The sequence below is a fragment of the Enterobacter sp. 118C5 genome (genome assembly GCF_034107645.1).
GTDB classification, from domain to species: domain Bacteria; phylum Pseudomonadota; class Gammaproteobacteria; order Enterobacterales; family Enterobacteriaceae; genus Enterobacter; species Enterobacter nematophilus.
Genome location: NZ_JAWNEU010000031.1, coordinates 1 through 2,673 on the forward strand (window position 1 = coordinate 1; position 2,673 = coordinate 2,673).

General features: G+C 56.3%; 3 protein-coding genes and 1 pseudogene. All 4 read right to left on the minus strand.

Annotated features, from left to right (window positions below; genetic code table 11):
• The coding region (locus tag UTO39_RS22195; protein WP_320728118.1) for a DUF2235 domain-containing protein at positions 1 to 1,539 on the minus strand (1,539 nt) is incomplete at its 3' end.
• Positions 1,527 to 2,060 carry a DUF3304 domain-containing protein gene (locus tag UTO39_RS22200; protein ID WP_266178657.1) on the minus strand — a complete coding sequence of 178 codons (534 nt, stop codon included), beginning with the start codon at positions 2,058 to 2,060 and terminating at the stop codon, positions 1,527 to 1,529. The genes UTO39_RS22200 and UTO39_RS22195, both read right to left, overlap by 13 nt.
• 103 nt (positions 2,061 to 2,163) lie before the next feature.
• A pseudogene (locus UTO39_RS22205) lies at positions 2,164 to 2,380 on the minus strand (hypothetical protein); the annotation flags it as partial.
• On the minus strand, positions 2,368 to 2,673 hold a 306-nt coding region (locus tag UTO39_RS22210), incomplete at its 5' end, for a DUF3304 domain-containing protein (RefSeq protein ID WP_320728119.1). The gene UTO39_RS22210 and the pseudogene UTO39_RS22205, both read right to left, overlap by 13 nt.

The window sequence follows — 2,673 nt, forward strand, 5'->3', positions numbered from 1 at the left end:
GTAGGTTCCCCCGGCATAGCGATTGATACGCCACGCGGTGATCCAGCCCATCTGATCTTCAAGGGCTTTCTCCAGGCTGACCGGCGCGCGCGGCGGATCGTATTTTGCGGCCTGTTCGGGGGGAATGGGTTTATCGGGAGCTGTCAGGCCGAGGGTGATTTCGCGCCATGCATTAAAACGATTGACTAAAGCAGTATCAATATCGAATTCTTTCATTTGGCGTGCATCTAAAATACGCCACCTATCTTGTTGCAGATCCTTTGGTAATGAGGACTTAATTACCTTAAATGGAGCACCTACAGAAAACGCTATAGAATACATATCATGTAAAGCGATTTGTGAAAGTAACAGACTGTCACCGTGACCATTTGCTTTCCCCTGATCCCCCGGCGGATATCCACCACCTAAATCCGAGTGCATTCCCGGATAGACGACTTCCTGGCTGTTCGCCGGATAATGACCATCCGGGCGGCGGATCGAATCCAGCGGGAAACACAGCCGCTGCTCGTGGGAAGAGACCAGGTGGATACACTTTTTAATCAAGCCCCCGTAGATCTTCTCTGCCGGCAGCTCCTGGGTTCCGTCCGCCCAGCCCATATGCCCTTCCGCCACCGGGGCGATATGCGCCACGCCCACCGAGGCCACTGTATCCAGCAGGCCAAGGAACTCCACGCTGAGCGGAATTTTCAGCCCGCCCACCGCCAGACACTGCTCGGGCTTGTCTTTTCCCTCTTCAGGCTTTGGCAGCAATTCGCTGAGCCAGTTGACAAAGGCCCGCGCCGCCGCCGCACCGCGCGAAAAGCCGTACACGTACAGTTTGATACCCAACAGCTTCGGCTTTCCGGGTTCGACCGGTACCAGGGCCTTTTGCAGGGCTGGTGCCATATCCTTATCCTTTAGCAGGCTCTGGAAGGTCTCATAACGGTTAGCGCTGCCGGTCAGCCCAAAAGACGCCATAGAGGTTGCCATTTTGTCCACCGCCGTCCAGCTTTCGTCGTCTGACAGCGCATCCAGGCCCATCGTCCGCTTCAGGGCATCGATAATCCGCAGCAGGCCCCAGTTGATACGGTCCTCCCCGTGGGTCGCCGCCGCCAGCCCCATCATGCTGAAATCCAGATCGTTCACCTCGGGGAAAGGTGTCCCGACGCCGGGAATATAATATTTGTAGTATTTGTCATCACCGCTGCCGCTGGCATCCAGCAGCTCCGCTGTTTTACTCGCCAGCCCCCCGGCATAGCCCTGGCCGATGGTTGCACGGAACAGACGGGCAATATTAGTGGGGTGCTTCGGGTCAGCAATATATAAGTCGTGATTGAGGTTATTGCCGGTGCCGTCAAAAAACAGGCTGATATGCAAAGTTTTACAGCAGGGGGGCTCCACGCGTCGCCCGGCAGCCAGGCACAGCTCCTGCCGGTAGGCCAGCTCGTGGTTATCCTGCTGCGCGCAGTTTGTGCCTACCAGCGCAGCCTGAGCAGGTAGACGCCCCTGAGCCGGAAACGCCGGCGGGAACCACGCCAGATCGGTGATTATTTCGGACATACTTTTGGCTCCGGCATCTGCAGCGGCTCGTTGATTGGGTAGCCAGGCCGGCCGGGGCTCACACAGCTGGTGGTCACTTTCACCTCATCGCAGGGCATAAAGTGGACCGTGATCCCGCAGGTCTTTTGTCCCGTATAGTCTGGAACCGGTACAATTTTGCTATGATTTCGATTACTTTTATCAATTTTCTTTTCCCAGGCCAGATACTTAGCCCTATCTTGGTACCCAGGGAAATCATCTGTGGACGCCTCCCCGCTTTCCCAGTCCACCCTCACAGTCATACCCGGTCGCCATTTCGCCGGCACGCCATAGCAGCAGCCGCCGCCGCCCCCCTGATACGGCCCAATAGCGTCTATCCCCGACTGACCGTCGACGCTGAAATGGTTGATTGCCCATTTGGTGTGATTAATGGCAACAATGGTTCCACCACCGCCGCTCCGGGTTTTAGCTTTCGCCGCAGGCTGACTGCATCCGGTCAGCAACAGGGCACCCAGTACCACGAGGTAATGTCGTATTTTCATTTTGCATTCCTTTTATGAATTAACACGTTACTGCATCCTGCTTAGCCATGCCCTGGTGCAATGGCATGGCTAAGCATTTCTGAAGGGGTATAAAGACCAGCCAGTTATTAAGGTTATTGCCGGTGCCGTCGAAAAACAGGCTGATATGCAGAGTCCTGCAGCAGGGGGGCTCCACGCGCCGCCCGGCGGCCAGGCTAGGCCAGCTCGTGGCTGTCCTGCTGCGCGCAGTTTGTCCCAGCCATAGCGGTCTTGGTAGGTAAACGCCCTTGGGCCGGAAATGCCGGCGGGAACCACGTCAGATCGGTGATTATTTCGGACATACTTTTGGCTCCGGCATCTGCAGCGGCTCGTTGATTGGGTAGCCAGGCCGGCCGGGGCTCACGCAGCTGGTGGTCACTTTCACCTCATCACAGGGCAGAAAGTGCAAAGTGATCCCACAGGTTTTTTGGCCCGTATAGTCCGGGAGTGGTACCACCGCACTGTGCTGCTTATTCTGGGCCTGCATTTTGTTTCGCCACGCATTGTATTTTTCCCTATTTGCAAACCCCGGAAATCCGTCCATATCGCCCACTCCAGTTTCCCAGTCGATTTTGACCGTCATACCCGGCCGCCA

Coding starts and splice junctions, on each gene's coding strand:
- UTO39_RS22200 (WP_266178657.1), bottom strand. CDS start 2,060: ATGAAAATACGACATTACCTCGTGGTACTGGGTGCCCTGTTGCTGACC.